At 34.1% G+C, this 22,394-nt stretch carries 21 protein-coding genes; 7 read left to right on the top strand and 14 right to left on the bottom strand.

What is annotated here, in order from left to right:
* Window positions 1-10 precede the first annotated feature (10 nt).
* From accD to tamL, 3 genes are all read right to left on the bottom strand, one after another.
* Window positions 11-865, bottom strand: a complete 855-nt coding sequence (accD, locus tag ACFX5F_RS09755) for an acetyl-CoA carboxylase, carboxyltransferase subunit beta (protein WP_073205532.1) — start codon at window positions 863-865, stop codon at window positions 11-13.
* A gap of 115 nt (window positions 866-980) precedes the next feature.
* On the bottom strand, window positions 981-2,048 hold the full coding sequence (gene fbaA, locus ACFX5F_RS09750; protein WP_073205535.1) for a class II fructose-bisphosphate aldolase: 1,068 nt from the start codon (window positions 2,046-2,048) through the stop codon (window positions 981-983).
* Window positions 2,049-2,106: 58 nt separating this feature from the next.
* Window positions 2,107-4,665, bottom strand: a complete 2,559-nt coding sequence (gene tamL / locus ACFX5F_RS09745) for a translocation and assembly module lipoprotein TamL (RefSeq protein WP_379851871.1) — start codon at window positions 4,663-4,665, stop codon at window positions 2,107-2,109.
* 36 nt (window positions 4,666-4,701) lie between these two features.
* Here tamL and ACFX5F_RS09740 point away from each other — a divergent pair, with 36 nt between their 5' ends.
* Window positions 4,702-5,427 carry a TrmH family RNA methyltransferase gene (locus tag ACFX5F_RS09740; RefSeq protein WP_379851870.1) on the top strand — a complete coding sequence of 242 codons (726 nt, stop codon included), beginning with the start codon at window positions 4,702-4,704 and terminating at the stop codon, window positions 5,425-5,427.
* A 67-nt stretch (window positions 5,428-5,494) separates the two neighbouring features.
* Here the strand turns inward: ACFX5F_RS09740 and porT are convergent, their stop codons facing one another.
* From porT to ACFX5F_RS09720, 4 genes are all read right to left on the bottom strand, one after another.
* Window positions 5,495-6,199 (bottom strand): type IX secretion/gliding motility protein PorT/SprT, encoded by a 705-nt coding sequence (gene porT / locus ACFX5F_RS09735; RefSeq protein WP_379851869.1) that lies wholly within the window; start codon window positions 6,197-6,199, stop codon window positions 5,495-5,497.
* Window positions 6,200-6,223: 24 nt separating this feature from the next.
* Complete coding sequence (gene ubiE / locus ACFX5F_RS09730; protein ID WP_379851868.1) at window positions 6,224-6,955, bottom strand: bifunctional demethylmenaquinone methyltransferase/2-methoxy-6-polyprenyl-1,4-benzoquinol methylase UbiE; 732 nt, start codon at window positions 6,953-6,955, stop codon at window positions 6,224-6,226.
* 569 nt (window positions 6,956-7,524) lie between these two features.
* Window positions 7,525-8,007, bottom strand: a complete 483-nt coding sequence (locus tag ACFX5F_RS09725; RefSeq protein ID WP_379851867.1) for a dihydrofolate reductase — start codon at window positions 8,005-8,007, stop codon at window positions 7,525-7,527.
* Between the two features lie 11 nt (window positions 8,008-8,018).
* A complete protein-coding gene (locus ACFX5F_RS09720; protein WP_073205559.1) occupies window positions 8,019-8,351 on the bottom strand; it encodes a 2TM domain-containing protein in 333 nt (110 codons plus the stop codon).
* 236 nt (window positions 8,352-8,587) lie between these two features.
* Here ACFX5F_RS09720 and ACFX5F_RS09715 point away from each other — a divergent pair, with 236 nt between their 5' ends.
* Window positions 8,588-8,884 (top strand): isoamylase early set domain-containing protein, encoded by a 297-nt coding sequence (locus ACFX5F_RS09715; RefSeq protein WP_379851866.1) that lies wholly within the window; start codon window positions 8,588-8,590, stop codon window positions 8,882-8,884.
* Window positions 8,885-8,954: 70 nt separating this feature from the next.
* Here ACFX5F_RS09715 and ACFX5F_RS09710 read toward each other — a convergent pair whose 3' ends face one another.
* From ACFX5F_RS09710 to ACFX5F_RS09695, 4 genes are all read right to left on the bottom strand, one after another.
* Entirely contained in the window at window positions 8,955-9,779 is an 825-nt protein-coding gene (locus ACFX5F_RS09710) for a thymidylate synthase (RefSeq protein WP_379851865.1), read from the bottom strand.
* Between the two features lie 53 nt (window positions 9,780-9,832).
* Window positions 9,833-10,462, bottom strand: a complete 630-nt coding sequence (locus ACFX5F_RS09705; RefSeq protein WP_073205569.1) for a bifunctional nuclease family protein — start codon at window positions 10,460-10,462, stop codon at window positions 9,833-9,835.
* Between the two features lie 128 nt (window positions 10,463-10,590).
* Complete coding sequence (locus ACFX5F_RS09700) at window positions 10,591-11,556, bottom strand: electron transfer flavoprotein subunit alpha/FixB family protein (RefSeq protein WP_379851864.1); 966 nt, start codon at window positions 11,554-11,556, stop codon at window positions 10,591-10,593.
* Window positions 11,557-11,657: 101 nt separating this feature from the next.
* Complete coding sequence (locus tag ACFX5F_RS09695; RefSeq protein ID WP_379851863.1) at window positions 11,658-12,404, bottom strand: electron transfer flavoprotein subunit beta/FixA family protein; 747 nt, start codon at window positions 12,402-12,404, stop codon at window positions 11,658-11,660.
* A gap of 481 nt (window positions 12,405-12,885) precedes the next feature.
* Here ACFX5F_RS09695 and ACFX5F_RS09690 point away from each other — a divergent pair, with 481 nt between their 5' ends.
* The 5 genes from ACFX5F_RS09690 to ACFX5F_RS09670 all read left to right on the top strand — a co-directional run bounded on the left by ACFX5F_RS09690 (window position 12,886) and on the right by ACFX5F_RS09670 (window position 20,309).
* On the top strand, window positions 12,886-13,863 hold the full coding sequence (locus ACFX5F_RS09690) for a pyruvate dehydrogenase complex E1 component subunit beta (protein ID WP_379851862.1): 978 nt from the start codon (window positions 12,886-12,888) through the stop codon (window positions 13,861-13,863).
* Between the two features lie 62 nt (window positions 13,864-13,925).
* Complete coding sequence (locus tag ACFX5F_RS09685) at window positions 13,926-16,412, top strand: DUF5686 and carboxypeptidase-like regulatory domain-containing protein (protein WP_379851861.1); 2,487 nt, start codon at window positions 13,926-13,928, stop codon at window positions 16,410-16,412.
* Between the two features lie 86 nt (window positions 16,413-16,498).
* Entirely contained in the window at window positions 16,499-17,107 is a 609-nt protein-coding gene (locus ACFX5F_RS09680; protein WP_379851860.1) for a DNA-3-methyladenine glycosylase family protein, read from the top strand.
* Between the two features lie 101 nt (window positions 17,108-17,208).
* Entirely contained in the window at window positions 17,209-17,739 is a 531-nt protein-coding gene (locus tag ACFX5F_RS09675; protein ID WP_073205589.1) for an inorganic diphosphatase, read from the top strand.
* Between the two features lie 113 nt (window positions 17,740-17,852).
* On the top strand, window positions 17,853-20,309 hold the full coding sequence (locus ACFX5F_RS09670; protein WP_379851859.1) for a sodium-translocating pyrophosphatase: 2,457 nt from the start codon (window positions 17,853-17,855) through the stop codon (window positions 20,307-20,309).
* A gap of 85 nt (window positions 20,310-20,394) precedes the next feature.
* Here the strand turns inward: ACFX5F_RS09670 and ACFX5F_RS09665 are convergent, their stop codons facing one another.
* The 3 genes from ACFX5F_RS09665 to ACFX5F_RS09655 form a co-directional block, all read right to left on the bottom strand.
* Entirely contained in the window at window positions 20,395-20,796 is a 402-nt protein-coding gene (locus ACFX5F_RS09665; RefSeq protein ID WP_379851858.1) for a hypothetical protein, read from the bottom strand.
* 179 nt (window positions 20,797-20,975) lie between these two features.
* A complete protein-coding gene (locus tag ACFX5F_RS09660; protein WP_379851857.1) occupies window positions 20,976-21,590 on the bottom strand; it encodes a deoxynucleoside kinase in 615 nt (204 codons plus the stop codon).
* Window positions 21,590-22,381, bottom strand: coding sequence for a hypothetical protein (locus ACFX5F_RS09655; protein ID WP_379851856.1), 792 nt, complete (start codon window positions 22,379-22,381; stop codon window positions 21,590-21,592). The genes ACFX5F_RS09660 and ACFX5F_RS09655 overlap by 1 nt, the downstream gene beginning before the upstream one ends.
* Window positions 22,382-22,394 lie beyond the last annotated feature (13 nt).

Raw genomic sequence — 22,394 nt, 5'->3', positions numbered from 1 at the left:
GATTTTAAATTTATCGTATTTCATTGTTTTGAATCAAATCAATGTACAAATTAATTTTGTCTTTCAATTCTTTTCTAGGCGTTATAAAGTCAAGGAAACCGTGTTCCAAAAGAAACTCGGCAGTCTGGAAGCCTTCCGGTAAATCTTTACCAGTTGTGTCACGCACCACTCTAGGTCCGGCAAATCCGATTAAAGCGCCTGGTTCAGAAATATTAATATCTCCTAACATAGCATAAGAAGCAGTTGTTCCCCCAGTAGTTGGATCCGTACACAAAGAAATATAAGGTAGTTTTGCTTCGGCAAGTTGAGCTAGTTTTACAGATGTTTTAACGAGTTGCATCAGTGAATATGCAGCCTCCATCATTCTTGCTCCACCTGATTTCGAAATCATCACAAATGGCAGTTGATTTTTTATAGCATGATCAATTCCTCTTGCGATTTTTTCACCTACTACTGCTCCCATAGAACCACCAATGAAGGCGAAATCCATACAGCAAATTACCAATTCTTTCCCTTTAGATTTTCCAACTGCAGTTCGTACTGCGTCCTTAAGTTTGGTTTTTTCCATCACGTCTTTCAATCGATCTGCATATTTTTTTGTGTCCACAAAATGCAAAGGATCTTTAGAAGTCATGTTTTTATCTAATTCAACAAACTCATTGTTGTCAAATAAAATTTGAAAATAGGCTGAACTTCCAATCCTAACATGAAAACCATCTTCTGGACTTACAAATAAGTTGCGAGCCAGTTCATCAGCATCAATAATTTTTCCAGTCGGCGATTTGTACCAAAGACCTTTTGGAATGTCCATTTTGTCTTCAGTAGGAGTTGTAATTCCTTTTTCTTTTCTTTTAAACCAAGCCATTTATTTAGTATTCAGTGTTCAGTAATCAGGTATTCAGTGTTTTGTAATCAGCTTTAGTGTTCCATTATCAGCATTTGAGAACTGAACACTAAAAACTGAAAACTGACCACTATTTTTATAATGTATTCACATTGTTTAAGTCAGCAAATGCTTGCTCAAGTCTTGCGTTGAAAGTAACTTCGCTCTCACGTAACCATTTTCTTGGATCGTAATATTTTTTGTTTGGAGCATCAGCACCTTCTGGGTTTCCAATTTGAGTTTTCAAATAGTCAATATTTTTCACCATATAATCGCGAATACCTTCCGTAAATGCAAATTGCAAATCAGTATCAATATTCATTTTTATTACACCGTAGCTAATTCCTTCTCTGATTTCTTCAAGAGTAGAACCTGAACCACCATGGAAAACAAAATCTACTGGATTAGATCCTGTATTGAATTTGTTTTGAACAAAATCTTGAGAATTTTTTAATATTTTTGGAGTCAATTTTACATTTCCTGGTTTGTAAACACCGTGTACGTTACCAAAAGCAGCTGCAATTGTAAATCTTGGGCTTACTTTTGAAAGTTCTTCGTATGCGTAAGCAACTTCTTCTGGTTGAGTATATAATTTTGAGCTATCAACATCAGAGTTGTCAACACCATCTTCTTCGCCACCTGTAATTCCAAGTTCGATTTCCAATGTCATTCCCATTTTGCTCATTCTTTCTAAATAACCTTTACAAATTTCGATATTTTCTTCGATTGGCTCCTCAGATAAATCAATCATGTGAGAAGAGAACAATGGTTTTCCTGTTTCAGCAAAATGTTTTTCTGAAGCATCTAATAAACCGTCAATCCAAGGCAATAATTTTTTAGCACAATGGTCTGTATGAAGTATCACGGTTGCTCCGTAAGCTTCCGCCAAAGTATGAATGTGTAATGCACCAGCTATTCCACCAGCGATCGCCGCTTTTTCATTAACATTAGAAAGTCCTTTTCCAGCGTTGAATTGAGCTCCTCCGTTAGAAAATTGAATGATCACTGGTGCATTTAATTTTGCAGCAGTTTCAAGAACACCATTGATGGTATTTGATCCCGTAACATTTACAGCTGGTAATGCAAATCCTTTTTCTTTTGCGTAATTGAAGATTTCTTGTACTTGATCTCCCGTAGCTACGCCTGGTTTTATGTTGTGTGCCATTGTAATTTTTTTAGTTATTTTTTTAGTTTTTAGTTTGCAAAAATAAGAATTAATAGAATTAGAATGGGTAATTTATTCCAAAATTTAAAACAGAGTGTCCAAAATTGTATTCTTTAAACCATTTTTGGCCGCTTTCATTCGCTGGATTGTAGGTCTTAAATCCTAAATCAAAACGAATTACAAAAAAACTAAAATCATATCTTAGTCCAAAACCAGTACCTAACGCAATGTCTTTTAAATCTCCAAAACCGGTAAAAGTTGATTTTTCATCAACAACGTTATCCAATACATTCCAAATGTTTCCTGCGTCAGCAAAAAGAGCTCCTTTTAAACTGCCTAATACTTTGAATCTAAATTCGCCGCTAATGGCAATTTTCATATTTGCTTCATTGAAATCATCAGTTGCGCCACTGCTTCCCGGTCCTAAGGCGTATGGTTGCCAAGCTCTGTTATCATTAGATCCACCAGAAAAATAACTTCTTGAAAAGGGAACGTTGTCTGAATTCCCGAAAGGAATTGCAATTCCAAAAAAAGTTCGAACGGCAAAGACTTTTTCTTTAGTTAAATCCCAATGTTTTATATAATCGAACTCCGTTTTTATATATTCTGAATATTCTAAATTGAATATTTCGTGATTTCCATTTGCATTTTTAGGCACACCTGCTCCTTTAGCTACTAATGACAAAAGGGTCCCTGCAGACTCAATTTTAGTTCTGAAAAGGTAAAAGTCGTTATCCAACAAATCTTTTTTAGTTGTTTTTGAAAAGGTGAAACTGGTGGCAAGAATAAAATCATTTTCTGTAAGTCGCACTCTTCGCTCTTCGATGCTTTTTACGCTTTGAAAATCTGTTTGCGCTATTGGTGTAAGAAAACTTCCGGTTCCGGTTAGTACATCATTGGTGAAACCGCTAGTTCCGTCTTCAATTATTAAATTTCCATCAGTGTCAAAATAAGAAGTGTTGTTGCTATACGTTTTCCCAATTTCGTTTAATGCTTTATACGAGGATCCATAAACATTGAAGTAATTTTGTGGATTTAGATTTCTTACAAATTGTACGTTGAATAAATCAAAGCGTGCGGTATTGTTTTTTTTGGGAGTCCAATTATAGGATAATGCACCCGTAAAATTTTCCTTATCCAAACCAATGTTTTGTTGTTTTGCAAAACCTGCATTGGCAAGTGTGGAAGGAATCATACTCTTGGGAATGATTTTTTCGGTACTAAAAGGCATGAAAATTCGCGGAATATTTAATTTTAAATCCAGTCCGTATTCTGAAACATTGAAGAAATTATTCTTTGGGTTTGCTAAATCTTTTGAGGAACCAATATTTCCTCTCGCTCCAATTTCTAAAGTTTCTGCTCCATTAAAAACATTTCTGATTGTTTCCGAAACACTTAATCCTATTCCGACATCCTGTATGTTAGAATGTGTTAAGTCTAAGTTAGTGCCAAAACTGTATTTTTTTCGTGGGGACAAATAGATTTTGGCAATTAGCGAGTGTGCAGTCGTATCTCTTGCGTCAACTTCATATTGAATACTTGGATAATTAAAAATTTTAAGGTTATTCAGGTAACGTGTGGTTAAAACCGTTTTGTTATCTGCAAATAAGCTTCCTTTAGTAATAAAGATTGCATTAGTGATTGCGCGCGGTTTGTATTTTAATTTGTCCTGGCTGTATAGATTAAAACTGTTGTATGTGGTGCTGTCAGTTATGTTTAGCTTTTTAGTTGGCGAATAGTCGGTGTAAATGTTTACATCACTTATTTTATACATTTTAAAAGGTTCCGTTCTACTTGAATCTTGTTCTTGATAAGAATAATTATTGATGGTAAGATTTACATTCGCCTTATTCACTTTTTTGATTGTGTCAATGTCAAAAGTTACATAATTAGGCTGGAAGAAATAAACTCCGTTGTTTCTAAAATGAGTGGTGATTCGGTTTTTTTCATTCTCAAAATCTATTGTTTTATATTGATTGCCTGATTTTATTAAACTATTCGATTTTATAGATTCATACAATGAGTCTAAGACAGGAGTTAGAATAGTTGTTTTTATAGTGTCCAAAGAATAAGGTGCGCCTGTAATTATAGTATATTTTGTTTTGGCTTTTTTCATGCTCAACGTGTCTATAGTATAATTAGCTTTTACATTGAAATAACCGGTATTAAAATAATAGTATCTTAAGCGTACGATGGATTTATCAATTTTCGTTTTCTCAATGATTACTGGCGGTTCTCCTGTTTTTTTTAAAAAATCATGGATGCCGTGATACCAGAAAGACTGACCCAGTCTGTCAACTTGCTTTGCTGATAGCCATTTTGATTTTCTTTCATATTTTCCGGGATTATTAGTAAATTTAGCTTGATAGGTTGAGTCTGGATTCAGGTTAGCTAAGTTGTATAAATTCAATCGCAATCGATAGCCTAGAAAGGTGCTGTTGGGTTTTTGATACAGTTGATTAAAAACAATTTCTTCTTTTGTGATCTTATCATTTACCTTAATTTCGTTTTTAGTAAGCAGTAATTTTCCCTCGGGAACTCGTTTTACAGCATTACATGCGCAAATAAATATTGCTATTAGAATAAATGCTGTTATTTTTGTGGAAATCTTCTTCAATTGTTATAAATATTTAATTCAAAAGTACATTATTTTATGGTTAGTAAAAACCAAATAAAACTTATAACGAGTTTACAGCAAAAAAAATATCGAAACACCAATAAATTATTTTTTGCCGAAGGCGTAAAAGTAATTCAAGAATTACTGCAGTCTAATTTTGAACTGGAACATTTGTATTCGACTTTAAACGATTTTGAAGAAGTTTCGAAAGTAAAAAAGACACTTATTGACGACAATGATTTAAAGAAAATAAGTGCTTTGTCAACTCCAAACTCTTGTTTGGCAGTCTTTAAAATTCCTGTTGAGAAAGATAAGATTGAATCGGGACTGATTCTTGCTCTTGATTCTGTTCGCGATCCTGGAAATTTAGGAACTATATTGCGTTTATGTGACTGGTTTGGGATCAATCAGTTGTTGTGTTCCAAAGAAACGGTAGATGTTTATAATCCAAAAGTCGTGCAGGCAACAATGGGATCCATAGCCAGAGTAAATGTGAATTATGTTGATTTGAATGCTTTTATAACGCAAACTAAATTACCAATTTTCGGAACATTTATGGATGGTGAAAATATTTATAAAACGAGTTTGCCTCAGGAAGGAATTATTATTATGGGAAATGAAGCTAACGGAATTTCGGCAGAATTGGAGAAATTAATTCAAAACAGATTGACTATTCCTCGTTTTGGAGACATCCAAAAAACAGAAAGTCTTAATGTTGCCACCGCTACCGCTATTGTTTTAAGTGAGTTTCGCAGAGGCTAGTATTCAGTATTCAGTCGCAGTTTGCAGTGAGAACCGAATACTGTGACTGAACAATGTAAACTATTTTTTAATGGAAAGTAAAGTTGATAAAAACGGCTCTTGATTTTATGGATTCTATATTGCTGGTCCATGGACTGTTAGGGTCGTTGTCTCGAATCAATTCGTCTCTAAGTCCAAAAATACCTCGAATAGAAGGCGAAAATATAAAATAAGGAGAGAAAAAATCAATTCCAAAACCCATTTCATAGTTGGTAGTCCAAGGTTTTACTCTAAATCGTTGTCCGGAATTGTCATCTACTGATTTTGAATTACTGGATAGATTTAAAGTAGTCGATAGCCCTCCTAATATATAAGGACGAACATTTCCTGTTCTTAGAGAAGAAAATTTCAACAATAAAGGCAAGTGAATGTAGGTGCTGTTTACCTGTCTTAATGCATCAGTTTCAGTCGTGAAATTGGGATACATTAACTCTCTTGTTGTGTAATATAATCCTGGTTCAAAACGTAAGTTTATGTATTCATGAAGTTTTAAATCACCCACAATCCCAACATTAAATCCAGTTGATTTTTTTACTTGAATATCGGGACCTACTGTTTTATAATCTATTTTGAAATCATACGAATTGAACCCTAAAAAATATCCAAAATAAAGTCTTTTATTTTGAAAATTTTCTAAGTTAATAATAGGGTCCTTACTGAACATATTTTTAGTAAACTGTGCAGATCCACTCAATGTGAAAGCAAAGAGAATTAAGCAAACTATTTTTTTCATGTTTATTCTAAAGGTTCTTCAGTGTTATTTTTTAGAAGCGGAATAAATAGTAGCCACGCCAAATGTTTGAGGCATTGCTATAACATCTATAAACCCAGTTTTTCTCAAAATATTGTTTAATGCCTCTCCATAAGGAAATGCAGCTGAAGATTCTGATAAATAGCCATAAGCTACATTATCTTTTGAAAATAATTTACCTATAAGTGGAAGTATGTTTTTACTGTAAAAATTATATCCTTGTTTGTATGGTGTTTTTTCAGGCACCGATGTTTCTAAAATTACAAATACACCATTTGGTTTTAAAACTCGTAGTATTTCAGCCAATCCTTTTTCTAAGTTTTCAAAATTTCGGACACCAAAAGCAACGGTAATAGCATCAAAATAGTTGTCTTCAAAAGTCATGTTTTCTGAATCTCCCAAAATCATTTCAATAGTGTTAGAAAGATGTTTAGTATCAATCTTTTTTTTGCCTACTTCAAGCATTCCAGCAGAGATATCTAAACCAATAATTTTCTCCGCTTTGGTCTGTGCCATCAAAATTGCAAGATCTCCAGTTCCTGTTGCAATGTCTAAAATTGTTTTAGGATTAGATTCGGATACGATTTGCAATACTTTTTTACGCCACTTTATGTCAATTCCAAAAGAAATGACACGATTAAGGTTGTCGTAATTTCCGGATATTGTATCAAACATTTGTGCAACTTGTTCTTTTTTTCCTAAAGTTGAATTTTTATATGGAGTAATATTTTTTGACATTTTAATTTTATTTCCACAAATATAATACAAACCGTACGAACTAAAAATGGGTTTGTAAAATTGAATTCGATTTTGTTTGCATGGTTAGAAGAATGAATCTTTTATTTATTTTAAAAAAAATGAAATATCACTAAAAGTGGGTATTGCAAGGATAATTTTTAATGTTGAATTTTACTTTCTAGTTTTAAATATTAGAATCAATGATTAAGAGGGATTTAATGACCCAAACAAAGTGGTTTTTTCTTGCGTTAACAATCTCTTTTGTTCTTGTAAGCGGTGTTGAAAGTACTATTTTATTAAATGGTACTTTGTTGAAAGCGCAAAATACGTTCTTAGGATTAAATTTGTTTTTGGAAATTTTAGTTTTCTTCGTCTTTAGTACCTTCGTGGTATTTGGTATTAAAGGCTTCTTTGAGATGTATTCTCAAAAAACGTCAAATGTTATTATCTTCATCTCTGGAGTATTTTTAATATTTGTAATTTTTCTTTTATGTTATCAAATACTGTTTCAAGAGTAGGTCATTTCTCTTATCATTGTAAAAAAAAACATCCCATAATGGGATGTTTTTTTATTTTCTTAAATAGGTATCGTAACTGTAGTCGTAAAGATGTTTTTCATCCTTCTTATTGAATTCTGAAATGGTTTTGTCCCATTCTTCAAGATTTATCTCTGGGAAAAAAGCATCTGCATCAAAAGATTCGTGTACCCGTGTAATTTCAATTTTATCGGTAAATGGTAGTCCTAAAACGTAAATTTCTCCCCCACCTATAATATATGTGGTTTCATTTTTAGGACATATTTCTATTGCTTTTTCCATGCTGTCAACTACAATACAGCCATCTGGTTGATAATCTTCCTGTCTGGATATAACTATATGTGTTCTGTTGGGTAGAGGTTTTGGAAAGCTTTCAAATGTTTTTCTACCCATTATTATGTGATGTCCTGAGGTAAGTGTTTTAAACCTTTTGAAATCATTTGGAAGATGCCAAACTAATTCGTTGTTTTTTCCAAGTGCATTGTTTTCGGCTACAGCCGCAATCATTACTATCATTTTTTTAAATTTTATGTAGCGGATTCTTCATTTAACTGTGATTCTAATTGGATTATTTTCTTTTGCTGTAAAGCAACCAGTCTGTCTATTTGTTCTCTTTCCCAATCTTTATTCATAAAACGATCGGTTATATATACTTTTATGAAGTGTAGAATAAAAAGGAAAAACCATATTGTAATTACCCAAATGCACCAATTTGTTTCTATTCCAATATTGAGAAATTTATGGGCAATAAACAAAAATAAACTTCCTAAAAGGAATAAAACAGAATGAAAATAAAGCCCTTTTTTTTGTTTTATTCTTCTACGAGCATATTCATATTGTTCGTGTAGTTCTTTTTCCATAGTTCATTTTTATTTTATAAAGATAAAATTAATTTTGGAAAGGTAATATTTTGGTTGTATATAATTTAGTAAGAAAACGTTTTCTTATTTTGAATATCAAAATTAAAACTAAATAATTTGGTAAATCATTTAAAAATTAACGCTGCTTAATTCATTTCATTAAATCGTAAGATGGTTTTTTGAAAGTCCAACCGAATTCGTTTTCTTTGTCTCATAAATCTAAAAATGAAATAGTTATGTCGATAAAGAAACAATTTGTAAAAACAAAACCAGTTTGTAAAGTTACATTTTCGGTAGATGCAAAGCAAGCAGCATCAGCATCAGTAGTTGGTGATTTTAATAGTTGGGATTTAACAGAAGGAGCCTTAGGTAAATTAAAAAACGGAACTTTCAAAGCTACTTTCGACTTGAATAAAGATGCATCTTATGAGTTTAAATATGTTATAGATGGTCAATTCGTAAATGAACCAGAAGCAGATTCTTTCAAATGGAATGATTTTGCTGGGACAGAAAACAGTGTTTTGTCTATCTAATCAAATATAAAAATCCGCTATGAAGCGGATTTTTATATGTTTTTAATTTAAGAAGAAAGATCAGCGTAATTTAAACGGCAACGCTTCCTTTTATAATTGGATGCGGCTCATATCCTTCTAGAGTAAAATCTTCGAAATCAAATTCGAAAATATTTTTTATGGCTGGATTCAAAATCATTTTTGGCAATAGTTTCGGCTCTCGGGACAACTGTAATTCAAGTTGTTCAAAATGATTGTTATAAATGTGAGCATCACCAAAAGTGTGGATAAATTCTCCAGCTTCTAGATCACAAACTTGTGCAATCATCATAGTTAGCAATGCATAAGAAGCGATATTAAAGGGAACTCCCAAGAAAATATCGGCACTTCTTTGGTATAACTGACAGGATAGTTTTCCGTCGGAAACATAAAACTGAAAGAAAGCATGACAAGGAGGCAATGCGGCTTTATTGTTGGCTACATTTTCGTCAAATGATTTTGTTGTGTCAGGTAGTACAGAAGGATTCCATGCAGAAACAAGCATTCTTCTGCTATTCGGATTAGTTTTGAGTTCGGTAATTAGATCCGTGATTTGATCGATTTCCTCGCTGTTCCAGTTGCGCCATTGATGACCGTAAACAGGTCCTAAGTCGCCATTGGCATCAGCCCAAGCGTCCCATATTTTCACTCCGTTTTCTTGAAGATAGGCTATGTTTGTATCTCCTTTTAAGAACCAAAGCAATTCGTATATTATAGATTTTAGATGCAGTTTCTTAGTGGTAACCATTGGAAAACCTTCACTTAAATCAAAGCGCATTTGATATCCAAAAACACTTTTTGTTCCTGTTCCTGTTCGATCTCCTTTTTGACAACCGTTTTCCATAACGTGTTGCACTAAATCTAAATATTGCTTCATTTTATTTGGGGTTAATCGGTTCTTGGTTTATTCAGGAAACATATGAGAATAAATTATGATTCTCTTTTCGAGATTTCATCTCTAATTTTTGCGGCTTTTTCATAATCTTCATGAGTTACGGCTTGATCCAATAATTCATTTAATTCTTGTAAACTATGCTTGGAATAAGTGTTTCCGGATTGATTGCTTTCTTCTTCTCGCCCGAAAGTGTCCGGGTTAGAAAGTACATCATCCAGTTCTTGAGAATCTTTATTCGCATCTGATGGGTTTGCTTTCAAATAGATCCCGGCTTTGTCCAGAATGTTCTTGTAAGTAAAAATAGGAGCATTGAATCGCAGTGCTAATGCAATGGCATCAGAAGTGCGTGCGTCTATTATTTCCTCAATTTTATCTCTTTCGCAAATGATACTGGAATAAAAAACACCGTCCACTAATTTGTGAATTATGACTTGTTTTATAGTGATATCAAAACGTTCTGCAAAATTTTTGAATAAATCATGCGTCAAAGGACGAGGCGGTTTTATTTCTTTTTCCAGAGCAATAGCAATAGATTGGGCTTCAAAAGCACCTATGACAATAGGTAACTTTCTTTCGCCATCAACCTCATTCAAAATTAGAGCATAGGCTCCGTTTTGAGTTTGACTATATGAAATTCCTTTTATGGATAATTTAACTAAGCTCATAATTGTTGTAATGGGAAAGTACGTGTACTTTTTTAATAATAAAGGGGGTGCAAAAAAAATGCTATCTAAAAGCAAAGATACAAATATCTTGTTTTTTAGATAGCAAATTAGATGATTTATTAAAAAGACTAGTTTTGTGCTTTGAAAGCTTTGAATTTTTCAATTAATTTTGGAACAATCTCAAATGCATCACCAACAATTCCGTAATCAGCCACTTTGAAGAAAGGGGCTTCTGGGTCACTATTGATTACTACTTTTACTTTAGAAGAGTTGATTCCTGCAATATGTTGTATTGCACCAGATATTCCAATAGCAATATATAAATTTGTGGCAACCGGTTTTCCAGTTTGTCCTACGTGTTCTCCATGAGGTCTCCAACCTAAATCTGAAACTGGTTTTGAACAAGCAGTTGCAGCACCAAGTACTGAAGCTAATTCTTCAATCATTCCCCAGTTTTCAGGCCCTTTTAATCCGCGACCAGCTGAAACGACGATGTCAGCATCAGCGATAGAAACTTTTCCGGAAACTTTTTCTACTGATTCTACTTTTACACCAAAATCATTGTCTCCAATAGATGGGTTGAAATCTTCTTCAGTTAACGTAGATGCACTTTCAACAATTCCGTACGAGTTTTTGGCAAGTCCAAGCACTTTTACATCAGTGTCAATTTCAGTGATGTTGAATGCTTTGTTTGAAAAAGCATTTCTTTTTACTTGAAATGGTGAAGTTGAAACCGGTAATCCAACAACATTTGATGCATAACCAGCCTCTAAAGCTACTGCAACAAGTGATGAAAGATAAATACTGTCCGTAGTTGACGAAAGTAAAATTAATTTAATATTTTCTTTTTGAGCAGCCTGTTTGATTACATCAGCATACGCTTTTGCTGTAAAACCTGATAATTTATCGTTGTTTACTTTTAATACTTTGTCTACTCCGTATTTTGATAATTCTGAAACATCTCCTGCGTTAACAGTCACTGCCGTTACAGTTGTTCCTAATGATTCCGCTACTTTTTTAGCATAAGAAGCCAATTCGAAAGCTACTTTCTTGAATTTTCCTTCTGCGTATTCTGCATATATTAATATTGACATAATTTTTTATTTTAGTCTTAAAGTTTTAAAGTCTAAAGTCATAAATGGAAATTAGTATAAACTTCTATCCTTTTGACTTTCGACATTCGACTTTATGACAGTTAGATTACTTTTGCTTCGTTGTGTAATAAATTGATTAATTCGTCTAAATTGTCAGGAGAAATTAATTTCACAGCAGATCTTGGAGCTGGCTTTTCAAATTTCACTGCTTTAGTTGATGATGGCGCATTAACAGGTTCAAGAATTGTCATTGCTTTAGTTCGAGCAGTCATAATTCCTCTCATGTTTGGAATACGCAAATCTTTCTCTTCTACTAATCCTTTTTGTCCACCAATAATCAAAGGCAGAGTAGTAGCAACGGTTTCTTTTCCGCCATCAATTTCACGAACTGCTTTTACATTTGTACCATCAACGGTCAGCGAAGTACAAGAATTCAAAAAGTTGTATCCTAAAATACCGGCAATCATTCCAGGAACCATTCCACCATTATAATCCAAAGATTCTTTTCCAGCTATAATAATATCGTATCCTCCATTTTTGATTACTTCAGCAAGTTGCTTAGCAACAAAAAAACCGTCTGTTGGATTTGCATTGACACGAATGGCTTCGTTTGCGCCTATTGCTAATGCTTTTCTTAAAGTTGGTTCTGTTTCTGGTCCTCCAACATTGACAACTGTAACCGTTGCACCTTGTTGTTCTTGGAACCAAATAGCTCGTGTTAAACCAAATTCATCATTTGGATTAATCACAAATTGAACACCGTTAGTATCAAATTCTGAGTCGCCATTGATAAAGTTAATTTTTGAAGTAGTATCAGGAACGTGACTGATGCAAACTAATATTTTCATAAGTATATATTTAATTATTCTTAATTTCTTTTACAAATTTAAAATTTTAATTCGAATAAATACTATGCGTGCATAATATTTTTATCATAACTATTACGATTTCGGAGATTTAATAGGAAGATTTATCGCTTTGGACAGTAAAGACCGCTTTTGATAAAAAATGCTTCCGTTATTTTTTTGTGATTTTATAGTGATAAATACTTGTTATGGAAATAAATAAAACAGAAATTCAATCACTCCTTTTTAGTATTGAAATGTTGTAAATTTTATAGAGTAAGAGAATTGCTCTGTATTACATCGATTTCGTAGCCCGGATAAAAGCGGCATCCTTCTTGCAGTCTAGTTTTTTAGAACTAGACTGCAAGAAGATATAGCGGTTAGCCGGAAATAGCTCCTGATTATTTTAAAGTAATTTATGCATTAAAGTGGTTTTAAATAATTATTTTTGCTTTTCTAAAAATTACACACATACACTATAACTATGAGAACGATACAATTTAGAGAGGCCATTTGCGAAGCAATGAGTGAAGAAATGCGTCGCGATGAGTCCATATACTTAATGGGTGAAGAAGTTGCAGAATATAATGGTGCTTACAAAGCATCTAAAGGAATGCTTGCTGAATTTGGCGAAAAAAGAGTTATTGATACTCCAATCGCGGAACTTGGTTTTACAGGTATTGCAGTAGGATCAGCAATGAACGGGTGTCGACCAATCGTAGAATACATGACATTCAATTTCTGTTTAGTAGGAATTGATCAAATTATAAATAACGCCGCTAAAATGCGCCAGATGACGGGTGGGCAATTTAATGTGCCAATCGTTTTTCGTGGCCCAACCGCGTCAGCAGGACAATTAGGAGCAACGCACTCACAAGCTTTAGAAAACTGGTTTGCAAATACTCCAGGACTTAAAGTTGTGGTTCCTTCTAACGTTTATGATGCAAAAGGACTTTTGAAATCTGCTATTCGAGATAATGATCCTGTAATTTTTATGGAATCAGAGCAAATGTATGGTGACAAAGGAGAGGTGCCAGATGGTGAATATACAATCCCAATTGGCGTTGCTGATGTTAAACGTGTTGGAACGGATGTTACGATTGTATCCTTTGGAAAAATAATCAAAGAAGCGTACATCGCTGCTGATGAATTGGCAAAAGAAGGAATCTCCTGTGAAATTATCGATTTAAGAACGGTTCGTCCTTTAGATTTCGAAACAATTTTGACTTCAGTAAGAAAAACAAATAGATTGGTAATTCTTGAGGAAGCTTGGCCTTTTGCAAGTGTTTCTTCTGAGATTACGTATTTAGTTCAAGAACGCGCTTTTGATTTTCTGGATGCACCTATTCAGCGAATCACAACCGCTGATACGCCAGCGCCTTATTCTCCAGTTTTACTGAAAGAATGGTTGCCAAACGCTGGGGATGTTGTAAAAGCAGTAAAAAAAGTACTGTACAAATAATCAAATAACAATTCAAAAGAACTTCATCATACAAATATTTGATGAAGTTTTTTTTTACAATTATGAAAAAAATCCTAATAATCAGTCTGCTTTTTTTATTCGCGTTTGCGAATAACACCTTTGCGCAAACAAAAGTGAGTGGCATTGTTGTCGATAAATCAGGTCAGCCTATTCCTTTTGCGAATGTCGTTTTCAAAGATTCCAATGAAGGAATTGTTACTAATGAAGATGGTCGTTTTTATATTGAATCCCAAAAGACATATACTACAATAGTAGTCTCCTCGGTAGGATTTTCAGAAAAAGAGATTACTTTGGATAAACCGGTAAATTATAATTTTAAAATTCAGTTGAATGAAGCCGAAAGCCTGAAAGAAGTGGTTATTTTTTCGGGTAAAACTTCAAAGAAAAAGAATCCGGCACTTGATATTCTTAGAAAAATTTGGGAACACAAGCGCAAAAACGGATTGAATTTATTTGCTCAGTACCAAATGGAAAAGTATGAGAAGGTAGAGTTTGATATGAATACGATTGACAGTGCTTTTATGAAAAGTAAACTTTTCAAAGGCATGGAATTCATTTTTGATCAAGTAGATACTTCCAGAATTACCGGAAAAACGTATTTGCCTATTTTTATCAATGAGGCTTTGTATGATGTATATGGAGATACTAAATTGAAGAAGGTAAAAGAGATAATGAAAGCCAACAAAACTTCGGGTTTTGAAGGGAATCAGCAAATTTTATCTTTTGTAAAAGATTTGTATTCAGATTATAATATCTATGACAACCACCTTACTTTTTTTGACAAAAGCTTTACCAGTCCGTTGTCTACCACCGGAATTGATGTTTATAATTATGTATTGCGCGACAGCTCGTTTGTGGATAAAAAATGGTGTTACAACATTGTATTTTATCCCCGACGCAAGAACGAACTGACTTTCAAGGGTGATTTTTGGGTTAATGATTCCACATTTGCGATCAAAAAAATCAACATGGCCGTTACAAAAAGTGCTAACATCAACTGGGTAAAAGATATTTATTTAGAGCAGGAATTTGATGTGGTCAATGATTCGGTTTTTTTATTGACGCGTGATTATTTGATGTCGGATTTTGCTTTAAACAAAAAAGAAAAATCAAAAGGATTGTATGGAAAGAGAACTTCTTTCTACAGGAACCATGAATTCAATAAAGAGAAACCAGTTGCCTTTTATAAGGAGGAGGTTAATTATATGGATAAAGCGGTTTACGCTAAATCAGATGAATTCTGGAATGAAAACCGTTTTGAAAATTTGAGTAAAGACGAGTTAGGCGTTTATAAAATGCTTGACACCTTGAAGACCGTTAAAAAATTCAAGCAAATATCAAGTTCAGTAATGGTGCTTGCCAGTGGTTATGTACAGTTTGGCCATATCGATTATGGTCCTATTTTTTCCACATTTGGATACAATGAAGTGGAAGGGCTTCGACTACGTACCGGCGCAAGAACTTATTTTGGTACTGCCGATACATGGAGATTACAAGGATATGCTGCGTATGGTTTTAAAGATGATAAATTTAAATACGGATTTTCAGGAAAATGGATGGTCGATAAGAAAAATCGACTGATTTTATCTGGAGGAAATAGGCGTGATGTAGAACAAATAGGTTCGAGTTTAACCGCTTCAACGGATGTTTTGGGTCGAAGTAATGCTTCGTCAACGATTTTTACATCGGGAAGTAATGGAAAACTGACCAGTATTAATTTAAGCACCGTTGCTTTAGAAATAGAGCCGGTAAAAAACGTAACCTTTCAAACTGGGTTTTCCTATCGAACGTTAGAATCTGCCTCGCCAACATTTAGTCTGGATTACTACACAGATACAGCACAGACCATTACTAAAAGCGATGTAAAACAATCGGAATTTAATTTTCGGGTAGGTTATACCCCCAAAAGAAAAGCCATTGGGTTTGCCGTAGAAAGAGACATTGCAGACAGTCCGTATAGTGAAGTTTCTGTGAACTACAGTCATGGTTTTAAAGGATTGTTGGATAGTGATTTTAAATATGAAAAGATTCAATTGTATTTCAAACAACCTATAATAATAGGGCCTTTGGGACGTTCCAATATTATTCTTGAAATGGGGAAAACCTTTGGTACAATTCCTCTGGGATTGATGAGCGTTATCCCGGGGAATCAAACCTTCTTTTCGAACGAAAGTACATTTAGCAACCTTAATTATTACGAGTTTATATCAGATCAATACACCACATTACAGTGGAATCATAATTTTCAAGGGAGATTCTTTTCGAGAATCCCTTTTATGAGAAAACTCAATTGGAGAGAAATCATTGGAGTAAAAGGAGTTTATGGAACAATATCAGATGCGAATAGAGCGTTAAATGCTTCCGGATTAGCCTATAATGCACCGGAGAATGTTTACTGGGAATACAATGCGGGTATTGGAAATATTTTCAAATTTTTACGTGTTGATTTCGCGTGGAGAGGAAGTTATTTGAATACGCCGGATACCAATCGTTTTTCGGTAAAAGGATCTTTTGGATTCTATTTTTAATGCGAATTTATTTCAGATTTAATCTTATTATTTTTATTTGAAGCTAATTCTCCCGAAGCTTCGGGATGGGCTAAAAAAATCAGATTATGCAGCACGCCATCGAATATCTTTCAGAAAAAGATACTATTTTTAAACTCATAATTGAGAAATACGGGCTTCCAACGATTCCAAAAAGACCGCAAGGTTTTGAGACTTTAGTGTTGTTAATATTGGAACAACAAGTCTCGATAGATTCCGCCAAAGCCACTTTTTTAAAATTAAGAGAAAAGATAAAAATCTTTGAACCGGGCATTCTGCGGGATTTGCCGGATGAAGAATTGAGGACACTTGGCGTAAGCCGTCAAAAAACATCTTATATCAAAGCGTTGTCAATTGCTATACTAAACAAGGATATAGATTTAGAAAGTTTGCCGACCAAAACAGCGGATCAAGTAAGACAAGAACTCATTAAAATAAAAGGAATAGGAAACTGGACCATAGATATTTACTTGATGTTTTGTCTGCAAGCCCCGGATTTGCTCCCGCTAGGAGATATTGCCGTAATAAATACCATAAAAGAATTACTAGATATTCACGAAAAAGAAGCGATGGAAGTTCATGCTGCGCAATGGAGTCCGTATCGTTCTTATGCCACATTTCTTTTATGGCATTATTATTTGAACAAAAGAAACAGAACTATAGTATATCAATATTAATTTTATGAAAATTTAATATAGAGATAACGTCGATTTTTCATTGTAAAAACGTATGGTTTGCTTATTTTTGCACCCATAATTATAGAAAAGAAAAAACTAAAATGACTGCAGACAAATTAACAACTTTCGATGTTCTTATCGAAATACCAAGAGGAAGTAGAAATAAATACGAATATGATTTCGAAATAAAAAGAATGCGTTTTGACAGAATGCTTTTTTCATCCATGATGTATCCGGCTGATTACGGATTTATTCCTGAAACTTTAGCATTAGATGGAGATCCTTTGGATGTTCTAGTATTAGTAAATGAACCAACTTTTCCTGGATGTGTAATGGAAGTAAAACCAATTGGTGTTTTTCATATGGCCGACGATAAAGGACCAGACGAAAAAGTAATCTGTGTACCGGTTTCAGATCCAATATGGAATTCATTGAACGATTTGTCTGACATGAATCCGCATTTACTAAAAGAAATCGAACATTTCTTCCAAGTTTATAAAGACCTTGAAAACAAGACAGTAGATGTTGGTGGTTGGGGTGATGTGAATGAGGCGTATGCCATTATCAAAGAATGTACAAAACGTTTTGACGATATTGAAAACAAACCAGAAGGATTATTTAGTATTAAATAATTCCCACACATATAATTTTTGCAAAAAAAGCAATACTCCGTTAAGAGTATTGCTTTTTTGTTTAAATTCGTTTCGTTACATTATTAAAAATAACCAAAAACCAAACCAAAATTATGAATACAATAATGATTTACTTGCCAATAGTCATGGCATTTATTGGACTGGCATTTATGCTTGTAAAAAGAAAATGGGTTTTAAAACAAGATGCCGGAGACGGTAAAATGAAAGAGATTTCGGATTATATTTATGAAGGGGCACTAGCTTTCCTTAATGCTGAATATCGTTTATTAGCTTTCTTTGTAGTTGGAGCAAGTATTGTTCTTGCAGGAATGTCTTTCTTATTCCATACTACCAATATATTAATAGTTGTCGCTTTTATTTTTGGCGCATTTTTCTCCGCTTTCGCCGGGAATATGGGGATGAAAATTGCAACGAAAACTAACGTTAGAACCACACAAGCAGCCCGTACGAGTTTGCCTCAAGCGCTGAAAGTTTCTTTTGGCGGCGGAACAGTAATGGGTTTGGGAGTTGCTGGTTTAGCCGTGTTGGGTTTGACAAGTTTCTTTATTTTCTTCTATAATTATTTTATGGGTGGCGTTTGGACTTCATCAGAAGATATGACCAAAGTGCTGGAAACATTAGCTGGTTTTTCGCTTGGAGCGGAATCAATTGCTCTGTTTGCCCGTGTTGGAGGTGGTATTTATACAAAAGCTGCCGATGTAGGTGCTGATTTAGTGGGTAAAGTAGAAGCAGGAATTCCAGAAGATGATCCTCGTAATCCGGCTACAATTGCGGATAACGTAGGGGATAATGTGGGTGATGTTGCCGGAATGGGTGCCGATTTATTTGGTTCTTATGTAGCGACAGTTTTGGCCGCCATGGTTCTTGGAAATTATGTGATTAAAGATATGGGCGGGAATATTAAAGATGTTTTCGGCGGAATTGGACCTATCTTATTACCAATGGCAATTGCTGGTTTTGGTATTTTGTTTTCTATCATCGGAACGATGTTAGTAAAAATTACAGATGAAAATGCAAAAGAATCGCAAGTTCAAAAAGCATTGAATATTGGAAACTGGGTTTCTATCTTATTAACTGCTGTAGCTTGTTACTTTTTAGTACAATATATGTTGCCGGAAACAATGAAAATGAATTTCTTCGGTGAAGGGATTCAAGATATTTCTTCCATGAGAGTTTTTTATTCGACCCTTGTTGGATTAACAGTTGGGGCAGTCATTTCGTCAGTTACGGAATATTATACGGGATTAGGGACAAAACCAGTTATGGCAATTGTTCAAAAATCAAGTACTGGCGCGGGAACTAACGTAATTGCGGGTTTAGCAACTGGAATGATTTCTACATTTCCGACGGTATTATTATTTGCTGCGGCAATTTGGACTTCTTATGCTTTTGCAGGATTTTATGGTGTGGCATTAGCCGCTTCAGCGATGATGGCAACTACTGCAATGCAATTAGCAATCGATGCCTTCGGACCAATATCTGATAATGCAGGTGGAATTGCGGAGATGAGTGAATTACCAAAAGAAGTGCGTACCAGAACAGATATTTTAGATTCTGTGGGGAATACAACTGCTGCAACAGGAAAAGGTTTTGCTATTGCTTCGGCGGCATTAACTTCATTAGCCTTATTTGCTGCATATGTGACTTTTACAGGAATTGACGGAATCAATATTTTTAAAGCGCCCGTTTTAGCAATGCTATTCGTTGGTGGAATGATACCAGTAGTTTTCTCGGCATTAGCGATGAACTCTGTCGGAAAAGCCGCAATGGACATGGTGTATGAAGTGCGCCGTCAGTTCAGGGAGATTCCCGGAATTATGGAAGGAACCGGAAAACCGGAATATGCGAAGTGTGTCGATATTTCTACCAAAGCCGCTTTGCGCGAAATGATGTTGCCGGGGATTTTGACTATTGGTTTTCCAATTGCAATTGTTTTGCTTGGGAAATTAGTTTACGGAGACAACAACCAGTTAATTGCAGAAATGTTAGGGGGTTATATGGCAGGTGTTACCGTTTCGGGTGTGCTTTGGGCAGTTTTCCAAAACAATGCCGGTGGTGCTTGGGACAATGCCAAGAAATCATTTGAAGCAGGAGTTTTAATTAACGGAGAGATGACTTATAAAGGTTCTGATGCGCATAAAGCGGCCATTACTGGAGATACCGTTGGAGATCCTTTCAAAGATACTTCTGGACCGTCGATGAACATTTTGATTAAACTAACTTGTTTAATAGGATTGGTAATTGCACCAATATTGGGCGAAGGAAGTCATACATTGGCTAATAAAGCGTCTTGTTGTGCTGTTTCTGAAATGTGTACTTCAATGTCTCAAGAAGAATGTGTAGCTAAAGGATGCACTAGTAAAACGTGTAAATATATGAATGCGGCAATGCCTGCTGATATGATGTCTAAAGAAGTCTCAATTGAAAAAACGAATGTTGACGGAAAAGTAAAAGCTACTATTAAAACAAGCATAAACGGGAAAGTTACTATCCAAGATTTTGAGGGAACTGATGCAGAAGTTCAAGCCAAAATTGATGCGTTGAAATAATAGATTTAGTTATAAAATAAAAATGCCTCGCAGTTGCGGGGCATTTTTTGTTTTTTAAATCCTTTGTGTTGTATTTCCTAAATATTCAATAAGACCAATCTCCCCAATCGTCACCCCAATTTGAAAGTTCAATAGCTGCCACAACTAAGAAAACAACTCCTAAAGAACCTACGACAATTGCAATATTTCCTATTGTTGTTGCAGTTTTGTCTAGAACACGTATGGTTTTTAAATCGCTTTCGGTTAATGGAATTTTTTCAATTTGGCCTTTCGTTTTTATGAGACCGTAATATACGCCATCAATTTGTTCAATTTTTTTAAATTTAAGTTTTGTATTGTCGGCTTTTACCAATAAAACTTTTCTATCAGTAGTTGCCGCTTCATTTAAAGTAACAGGCGTTTTTTTATAAACAGCGCAACTTTGAAGAATAAGCGCAATAGCCAATAAAAAACAAATGGTTGTGTTTTTTAAGTTTGTGAATCTCATGATTTTTAGATTTAAATTAGTAATCAGAAAAACCAATTGATTAGCATTTTAGGTCGGATAAATTAAGGGGTAGAAACATCAATCTAGTTAGTGATAACGTATTGATATGTAAAGATATGAAAATTAAAAAATGCCTCGTTGAGGTGAGGCATTTTTTTACTGTATGTGTTGTTTTTGTTCTAAAACAATCCGTTTAATTCTGCATCGATTCTATTAAAAATAGTTCCCAAATCTTCAGGATTATCGACAAAATTAATATTGTCTACATCAATAATTAGCAATTTACCTCTGTCATACGTATGAATCCAAGCTTCATAACGCTCATTCAATCGGCTTAAGTAATCAATAGAAATTGTGGATTCGTACTCACGGCCACGTTTATGAATTTGTCCTACTAAATTCGGAATCGAACTTCTTAAATAAATTAATAAATCTGGCGCTTTAACCGTTGATTCCATTAATTCGAATAAAGAAGAATAATTCTGAAAATCGCGATTTGTCATCAAACCCATGGAATATAGGTTGGGAGCAAAAATATGAGCGTCCTCATAAATCGTCCTGTCTTGTATGATTTTTTTACCGCTTTCGCGAATTTGCATTATTTGGCGAAAACGACTATTCAAGAAATAAATCTGTAAATTAAATGACCAACGTTCCATTTGATGATAAAAATCATCCAAGTAAGGGTTGTCTACAACGTCTTCATAATGGGGTTCCCACTTGAAGTGTTTCGCTAATAAACGTGTCAAAGTTGTTTTTCCTGAGCCAATGTTTCCTGCTACTGCTATGTGCATTACGGTATTGTGATTTTATAATTTGTAATTCCCTCGGATGTAAAAATAGATAAAATTTGGTCTTTGTAATGGAATTTTTTAAACGTTTTTTCCGAAATTTCAATTTCAAATTTTAGCTGTTTCTCACTAGCCACATAAATAAGAATATTGTCCCTACTGAAGAGGTATTTATTATCGTTTATTAATTCAACAGAATCAAAAGTAGGTATTTTTCCTTTGAAGATTATTTTTCCAAATAAGTCACACATGTACCAATTATTCTCTTCATCAATCCAATTAAAGTTATTGAAATCAGTTTGGTATTTTATTAGGTTCTTCACAAATGGGATGGAGACTGTTTTATATTCTTTTTGTAAAAAATCAAAAAGACCTATTTGCTGCGTTAAACTATTATAAATCCATAGCTGATTTTGGGAGGAAAGCCCAATTGCACCAACCAGTATTGGTATTTTATTGTCAGAAAAATTGATCTTTTGGATTTCATTCAATTGATTGTCTAGTAAAACAGCGGTATTGAAGTTCTCGTAGAATAAAACAATAGTAAGCGGATTTATCAAATCAACTTTTGTGATTTTTCCTAAAGAAATATTCTTATACTCAAAGGACTCGCCTTCTTTAGATTTAAATAAAACATTGTCTTTAATATAATAATAATAGCCAAATGGATCTTGCTCTAAAAATTGATCGCAATCTAAAGGAACGAAACCAATTTTCATAGCAGTCAGTTTTTGGTTTTGTCCAAAAGCAACAGTAAAGAATGTAATAAAAAACAGAATTATAGCTTTTTTCATAGAACGCTAAATT

The sequence above is a fragment of the Flavobacterium zhoui genome (assembly GCF_042787235.1).
Classification (GTDB): Bacteria; Bacteroidota; Bacteroidia; order Flavobacteriales; family Flavobacteriaceae; genus Flavobacterium; species Flavobacterium zhoui.
The sequence above is the reverse complement of the archived record's forward strand: the minus strand, read 5'-3'. Positions and strand labels throughout refer to the sequence as shown.